This is a genomic window from Acinetobacter sp. Lyrl_1, from assembly GCF_051948795.1.
GTDB lineage: Bacteria > Pseudomonadota > Gammaproteobacteria > Pseudomonadales > Moraxellaceae > Acinetobacter > Acinetobacter towneri.
Genome location: NZ_JAYJLK010000063.1, coordinates 1 through 7,931, shown reverse-complemented (window position 1 = coordinate 7,931; position 7,931 = coordinate 1). Strand labels below are relative to the sequence as shown.

Annotated in this window: 6 protein-coding genes; all 6 read left to right on the top strand. The window is 42.2% G+C overall.

The window, feature by feature from the left end; all coding sequences use genetic code 11:
* Positions 1-426: 426 nt before the first annotated feature.
* A complete protein-coding gene (locus VF675_RS12980) occupies positions 427-840 on the top strand; it encodes a cation efflux protein, CzcI-like (protein ID WP_225530251.1) in 414 nt (137 codons plus the stop codon).
* A gap of 48 nt (positions 841-888) precedes the next feature.
* Positions 889-2,214, top strand: a complete 1,326-nt coding sequence (locus VF675_RS12975; protein ID WP_035269736.1) for a TolC family protein — start codon at positions 889-891, stop codon at positions 2,212-2,214.
* Position 2,215: 1 nt separating this feature from the next.
* Positions 2,216-3,445 (top strand): efflux RND transporter periplasmic adaptor subunit, encoded by a 1,230-nt coding sequence (locus tag VF675_RS12970; protein WP_016658777.1) that lies wholly within the window; start codon positions 2,216-2,218, stop codon positions 3,443-3,445.
* The gene (locus tag VF675_RS12965) at positions 3,435-6,575 is read left to right on the top strand and encodes an efflux RND transporter permease subunit (RefSeq protein ID WP_096902762.1); all 3,141 of its coding nucleotides are present in this window, start codon (positions 3,435-3,437) and stop codon (positions 6,573-6,575) included. Before VF675_RS12970 ends, VF675_RS12965 begins: the two co-directional genes overlap by 11 nt.
* Positions 6,576-6,661: 86 nt before the next feature.
* A complete protein-coding gene (locus tag VF675_RS12960) occupies positions 6,662-7,561 on the top strand; it encodes a cation diffusion facilitator family transporter (RefSeq protein WP_005028603.1) in 900 nt (299 codons plus the stop codon).
* Between the two features lie 186 nt (positions 7,562-7,747).
* A partial coding sequence (locus tag VF675_RS12955) for a recombinase family protein (RefSeq protein WP_440205329.1) occupies positions 7,748-7,931 on the top strand: 184 nt, incomplete at its 3' end.

Below are 7,931 nucleotides of genomic sequence, written 5' to 3'. Positions count from 1 at the left end.
TTATGGAATTAGGCCGAGCTCATACCCAAGTTGTCACTTAAATTTAAACAACTTAGGAAAGCTCTATCTTTAAAATCTTTATGCAACAAAGCCAACCTATCGTTAAAGGCCTATTTCCACAATATAATTTTTGAATGAATAAACCTACACCTAAAATCTATCGAACTACCAATTGGTCTTCATACAACCGAACGTTCCAAAACCTGAGTCCTTGGTAGTTAAAGTGAACCGTACTGGGTTAGTCTCCGACAAATCCGGTACGGTTCAGTTATTCTTACCTGAAATTGATGTGAGCTTATAGAGACAAGGTAAATTTGCAAAAGTGCCGGCTATTCAGTGTTCATTGAATGTTTAATTTAATTTATTAAGCTTGACCTTGGAGTGGCTCTAAGCCTTATACTTGGTACAAATTTTTCGATTGTTATGATGATGCGTTCTACTACATGGATTACAGTCTTGGTTGGATTGTTCATGTTCCAAAGCTTTTGGAATGTGGCGGCGGCCTTTTGTGTCCATGAACAACAGCCTCAATCACAGCAGAGTTATCATTTTGGTCATCACCAAAATACCTTGTGTGCCAGCGATAGTCGTCAACACGATCATAATGGACAGTCAGAAAACATAAAAACATTCAGTAGCGATTTAGAAATCGGTGAAGATCATCAAGATCATCTACCATCGATGACGCATTTGATTGTACAAAATGAAAAAGTAGATGTGTTTCATCCAAGCTCTGAAGTTAAAGTGAATCCACAATTTCATTGGAAAAACAGCTATCAGGCTCCTGACCTGTTTCAACAAAGCCCACCTCCCGAATTTTCCCCGCTCATGGTGGGGTAGCCTAAAACATTCCCACCACTTTTATTATTTAAATAAGTGGGAAAAATCATGTCTTCACAATCAATTATACTCTTGCGTCATAGCTTGGTTGCTTGTATATGTGCAGCGGCTATGCAATATAGCTATGCTGAAAACGTTACCAGCTTTGAATCCGCTTTAGCAAAAGTACAAAGTTACCAGACTCAAGACAAGCTGTGGCAACAAGTTCAGCAAATATCTGAATTGAATATTCAGCAAAGTCGGTTATGGCAGAATCCAAGTATAAGTTTAGAACAGTCTGGCTTTGGCTCAGGTCAAGAACAGGAATTCAATGTTGGCGTTAGTCAACCTCTAGATCTATTTGGTCAGCGTAAGCTGAACCGGGTGATTGCCAATACCTCGAATCAACAAATCCAATTGCAACAGCAATTATGGAAGGCACAAAGCCAACTGATTGTTAAATTTGCATGGTCGCAATTTGCACTTGCTGAGGTTGAGCAGTCTGCTTATTCAGTACAGTTAAAAACAAGTAAAGCCAATCTGGACAGTGCCCAGAAACGCTATCAGGCAGGCAGTATTGCCCTGGTTGATTTTGAGCGTACCCAAATTGAAGCGCTAGAAATCCAACGACTTTATCAGCAAGCGATGCTGAATAAACAAGCTGCCGGTCGTCAGCTGTCTAATTTGTGGGGGGGAGAAACATCTTCACATCTTCAATTGAATAAAACCGCTATCCCTTGGCCAGAGCAAAGTCTCCAAACTGTGCAACGGTATATTGCTGAAGGGTGGCTAGAAAAATTCTATGCCTTGAACATTCAGCAATCGGATCATCAAATTGAAAATTTAAGAATTCAGGCACGTCCCAATCCGACTTTAAATGTAGGCATGAAACGTAGCAAAACCCCTAATGAAAGCAACGATACGACTTTGGCAATCGGCGTGGCTATTCCACTGAATATTTTCAACCGCCAGCAATATGCGATCCCGATGGTCCAGCAACAGCAAATATTGCTGAACCAACAGCAGCAGCGTGAGCTGAAGCAACAAATACTCAATATTGCCAACAGCATGCATCAGCTCAAAGGTTTACGTAGCCAGTTCGATGCCACAACAGCACAAGTTACTTTGGCGACCAAAGTTCAGAGCCGTACTTTACAAGGGTTTCAGGCAGGGAAACTGTCCATTACCGACGTTCAGCAAGCAACCACCCAACTGCAGAATCTTCGATTGGGTCAATTACAAATTCTACGTCAAGCTTGGCAAACTGCCCTCGCAGCTGAGGCACTCAGTATTGGCACAAGTTATGAAGAAATTAGCCGTTCGGATGCCTATACACAACTGAATAAAAAGGCAGTCGAAGCATCGCAAAATTTAATCAATGGGGGAGCACGATAAAATGAACGCCAAGCAAAACGGAAAAATATCCCAGTCTCTCATGATTGCAATTTTGATTCTGATTACGGTCTTGGTCAGTCTGGTTATTTGGTTAAGTTCAAAAAAAACTGAATCTGAGGGGCATGGTCATGATGAGGGAAATGCCGAACATTCTGATGAAGATAGTTCTGAAGAAGGACATGCTGAAGAAGGCGAAATACAACTGACCAGCCAACAAATGGTTGAACAAGGTTTAAAAGTTGCTGTTGCATCCACAGGATTGGTTGAAAAGCTGACAACCCTGCCAGGTAAATTGGTGGTGAATACCGATCAACAAGCGCATATATCGCCTAATTTTAGTGGTCATGTCGAGCAGGTCAATGTGGCTTTAGGACAGAGCGTGCAAAAAGGACAAACGCTGGCTGTACTAATCGTGCCTGAACTGATCGACCAACAGGCAAATCTGCGTATGGCACAGGTGAATCTGGATTTGGCCCGTAAAGATTACCAGCGCGAACAGCAACTCTGGTCACAGGGGATTTCTGCCAAACAGGATTACCAGCGTGCCGAAAATGCCTACCGTCAAGCGCAGATTACTGTCCAGTCCTCACAAGCACGTTTAAATGCATTAGGTGCAAGTGGCAATAACAATGGGCGTTTTCTGATTAAAGCACCGATCTCTGGGGTGATCAGTCAAAAAGATATTGTGGTCGGTGAAAATGTGCAACTGGCTAATCAGCTCTTTGTCATTGAACAGCTGAAAGATTTATGGCTTGAGTTTAATTTGCCGAATCAATTCTCAGGTCAACTGCAAGCCGGGCAAAAAATTGACTTTAAAGTGAATGATTCAGATCAAATCTATAAAGCTACTGTACAAAGCTTAACCTCTCAGGCAGATGTACAAACAGGGCGTCTGGTGGTGCGCGCAAAACTCGATGCGCAAGCTACTGAGTTGCGTTCTAATGTGTTAGTGAGAGTGTTGATTCCGGAAGCTACAGCAAAATCAGCCCTTCGGATTCAAAAGTCTGCGCTGCAAAGTATTGAAGGTGAAGACAGTATTTTCATCGTAGATTCAGAACAAAAAGGTCAAGTCCACTTAAAAGCACAGAAAGTGCAATTGGGGCAGGCTTCAAGTGATGGACAATGGCTTGAAGTGATTTCTGGGCTGACTGAAGGGCAGAAGTATATCGCTCAAGGCAGTTTCTTGTTGAAATCTGAATTAGAAAAAGACGAGGCAGGCCATGAACATTAATTCTGATCTGCCAAAACCAGAAGGTTTATTCGAACGAATCATTCAGTTTTCCATACAAAATGCGATTTGGGTGTTGCTCTTTGTCTGTACCTGGATTGCGGTCGGGGTGTATAGCTATCAGAAACTCCCGATTGATGCTGTACCCGATATTACCAATACCCAAGTCCAGATTAATACTCAAGCCAAGGGTTTTACTGCGCTTGAAGTCGAACAGCGGATTACCTATCCCATTGAAAATGCCATGGCTGGCATTCCGGATCTGGAGCTTACCCGTTCCATATCCCGTTATGGACTCTCTCAAGTCACCATTGTCTTTAAAGATGGGACTGATATTTATTGGGCCCGTCAGCAGATTAACCAACGGATACAGGAGGCGCAATCTGAGTTGCCTGCACAAATCGCACCGACGATGTCCCCCGTTTCTACGGGTCTCGGTGAGATTTATCAATGGGTACTGAAGGCAGATCCGAATGCGAAAAAGCCGGATGGAACTGCATACACGCCGATGGATTTGCGTGAGATTCAGGACTGGATTGTGCGTCCTCAACTGCAACGTGTTAAGGGAGTTGCAGAGGTCAACAGTATTGGTGGTTTTGAAAAAACCTATGTGGTCTCTCCCGATTTAAACCGGATGCAGCAACTGAATATCTCATTAGAACAACTGCAACAGGCTTTAGCGCAAAATAATGAGAACCGAGGTGCAGGTTATATTGAAGACAATGGTCAGCAACTGACGGTACGTGTACCGGGTACATTCAATGGGCTTTCTGATATTGAGAACACCATGCTGGGTAGCCCAAATGGCAGCCCAATTCGGGTTGGTGATATTGCGCAAGTCTCTATTGGGCATGATTTAAGAACCGGTGGGGCAACCTATAACGGCAAAGAAACCGTTTTAGGGATTGCCATGATGGCGATGGGTGGAAATAGCCGGACTGTTTCTAAAGCTGTGGATGCCAAGCTTCAAGATATTCAGAATAGTTTGCCTAAAGGGGTAGTGATTGAAACGGTGTACGACCGTACTACCTTGGTTGAGAAGGCGATTAAAACCGTTCAGAAAAACTTGGTAGAGGGAGCAATCCTGGTCATCATCATTCTGTTCCTGTTTTTAGGGAATATCCGTGCTGCCTTGATTACTGCCTGTGTCATTCCACTCTCTATGCTGTTTACCTTAACCGGGATGGCACAGAAAAATATCAGTGCCAATCTGATGAGTTTAGGTGCACTCGATTTCGGCATCATTGTCGATGGTGCTGTGGTGATTGTCGAAAACTGTATCCGGCGTTTAGCCCATACACAGCAACTGTTAAAACGACCTCTCACACAAAGTGAACGCTTTAAGGAAGTTTTTCTGGCTGCCCGCCAAGCACGTCGTCCTCTTATTTTTGGTCAGCTTATTATTTTGGTGGTGTATTTGCCGATTTTTGCTTTAAGTGGTGTAGAAGCAAAACTATTTCATCCGATGGCTTTAACCGTTGTTCTCGCACTGGTGGCAGCTATTATTTTATCGATCACCTTTGTGCCCGCTGCAGTTGCTTTATGGGTTAAAGGGGAGATCAAAGAAACGGAAAGCCGTTGGATGATCTGGCTCAAAACCCGATATCAACAGATATTGGATGGAGCCTATCATTACAAAGCGGTGGTTTTAACTTTTGCCATTTGTCTCCTGGTCATTACGGGTCTGCTCAGCACGAAGATTGGCAGTGAGTTTGCACCCCAGCTGAGTGAAGGTGATTTTGCGGTACAGCAATTACGTTCTCCAAGCACAGGCTTGGAAGAGTCTTTACGTATTCAGGAAAATACCGAAAAGCTTTTACTGAAAAACTTTCCCGAAATTAAAGCTATATTTGCCCGTACCGGGACTGCTGAAGTGGCGACAGATGTGATGCCACCGAATATTTCCGATGGTTATATCATGCTGAAACCACGTGAGGAATGGCCAGATTCAAAAGAAAGCCTAGATGCACTTCGAACCCGAATGGAAGCTTATCTTGCGACAATTCCCGGCAATAACAGTGAGTTTTCTCAGCCTATTGAGCTACGTTTTAATGAACTGATTTCAGGTATACGCAGTGATGTGGGGGTGAAGGTTTTTGGTGATGACATGCAGGTTTTGAATACTGAGGCTGCAAAAATCGCGAAAATCATTCAGCAAGTCGCAGGTAGCAGTGCGGTGAAAGTTGAACAAACTTCGGGTCTACCTTTACTCAATGTAGAGATTGATAAAGCTTTAGCTGCCCAGTATGGCTTGAGTGTGAAATCTATTCAGGATGTGGTGGCTGCAAGTATTGGTGGACAAAGCGTGGGAGAGATTTTAGAAGGCGATCGTCGTTTTGATTTTGTTATCCGTCTTGGAGAGCAAGACCGTAGTGTCGCATCTGTTTCCCAGTTACCTATTCAGCTTCCAAATGGTGGCAGTATTTTATTGTCGGATGTCGCGCAAGTCTCGACCATTGAAGGAATCAACCAAGTCAGTCGAGAAAATGGTAAACGCCGAGTTGTGGTTACAACGAATGTTGAAGGGCGTGATTTAGGGTCTTTTGTTTCTGATGTACAGACACAGCTCAAAGCATACACTTTGCCAAGTGGTTATTGGATAGAATATGGCGGTCAGTTTGAAAATTTGGCTTCAGCCAAAGCACGGATGCAAATCGTGATTCCACTGGCTTTAATCACTATCTTTATTTTACTGATGGCGGTCTTTCACAATGTCAAAGAAAGTCTATTGGTCTTTACCGGGGTACCCTTTGCCTTGACCGGTGGTGTGCTGTTCCTTTGGCTAAGGGATATTCCATTATCGATGTCAGCTGGAATTGGCTTTATTGCCTTATCTGGTGTTGCAGTCCTCAATGGACTGGTAATGCTGACCTTTATTAAGGAATTAAGGGACAAATATCCAGTGCATAAAGCCGTGTGGCAAGGGGCTATTTTGCGCTTAAGACCAGTGTTGATGACAGCTTGTGTGGCTTCACTGGGTTTTGTACCAATGGCGCTGGCAACCGGAACAGGGGCTGAGGTTCAACGGCCACTGGCAACCGTAGTGATTGGCGGGATTATCTCTTCAACATTACTAACTTTGGTGCTGTTACCCGTGCTTTATCGTTGGATAAATGAAAAGAAAGTTTCTTAATCCAATAGATTAGTCGATTTACAGCAGAGATATTGGCTGTTATCCAATATCTCTGCTCATCATAAATAGAATAAGGAAAATATTTTATGTCAGAACATCATGATCATAGCCATGCGGTTGTTACTGAAGAAAATAGTAAGAAGTTAATGGTTGCCTTAGGTTTAACGACTACTTTTTTAATAGTAGAAGTTGTCGCTGCTTTTATTACCCAAAGTTTGGCTTTGTTATCTGATGCAGCTCATATGTTTACTGATGTAGCCGCTTTAGCTATTGCTCTTGCCGCTATCAAAATTGGTAAAAAAGCCGCAGATGATAAAAGAACTTTTGGCTATCAGCGATTTGAAATTTTAGCGGCTCTGTTTAATGCGGTGATGCTTTTTGTGGTAGCAATATATATTGTATATGAAGCTTATCAACGTTTTACGAATCCTGCTGAAATTCAAAGTGTTGGAATGATGATTGTCGCGGTCATTGGTTTGGTCATAAATTTGATTTCAATGAAAATCCTTTCTGCTAGTGCTGAAGGAAGTCTAAATATAAAAGGTGCATATTTAGAAGTTCTTAGTGATGCTCTAGGATCGATAGGCGTGATTATCGGAGGAATAGTTATTTATTTTACCCAGTGGATGTGGGTTGATACCGTAATCGCTGTGTTAATTGGCTTCTGGGTCTTACCTCGAACTTGGATTTTATTAAAACAAAGTATTCATATTCTGCTTGAAGGAGTTCCTGATGAGATTGATATTGAGTCGTTAAGAAATGATTTATTGAAGCTAGAGGGCGTTGAAGGGATTCATCAGTTGAAAGTCTGGGCTATATCCTCAAGAAATATTCATTTAACTGCTCATTTGGTTGCTCCGAATAGCAATACAGATCAACTCTATCAAAAGGCCTTAGAAGTTCTAAAACATAATCATAATATTACTGAAATTACGTTACAAATAGAAAATACGAAATGTAATACATTGAACCAACATAAACACTAATTTGGACTTTAGTCTTCATATAGATGTTTTGTGTAACTTTAAAGTATACCCTAAAGTTACAATCTGAAAGTTCATGAAATTATGTATCATTTAAATGATTTTTAATCATAAGTAACATGTAACTTTAGTGTTAAAGAATTATAATTTACGAAATTGTTCATTTTTATCCAATTGGGGCGTGAAAAAGTGAAAGGCCAAAAAGTAGGGTATGTCCGGGTAAGTTCTGTCGAGCAAAACACTGGACGTCAACTTGAAGGAATTGAGGTCGACCGGATTTTTGTTGACCGTGCTTCAGGTAAAAATACTGACCGACCTAAATTTCAGGAAATGTTGAACTATGTCCGGGAAGGGGACAGGGTGATTGTACATT

What these genes read in the sequence shown, in the direction of transcription:
- VF675_RS12980 (WP_225530251.1), top strand. Translation starts at nt 427, where the DNA reads ATGATGCGTTCTACTACATGGATTACAGTCTTGGTTGGATTGTTCATG.
- VF675_RS12975 (WP_035269736.1), top strand. Translation starts at nt 889, where the DNA reads ATGTCTTCACAATCAATTATACTCTTGCGTCATAGCTTGGTTGCTTGT.
- VF675_RS12970 (WP_016658777.1), top strand. Translation starts at nt 2,216, where the DNA reads ATGAACGCCAAGCAAAACGGAAAAATATCCCAGTCTCTCATGATTGCA.
- VF675_RS12965 (WP_096902762.1), top strand. Translation starts at nt 3,435, where the DNA reads ATGAACATTAATTCTGATCTGCCAAAACCAGAAGGTTTATTCGAACGA.
- VF675_RS12960 (WP_005028603.1), top strand. Translation starts at nt 6,662, where the DNA reads ATGTCAGAACATCATGATCATAGCCATGCGGTTGTTACTGAAGAAAAT.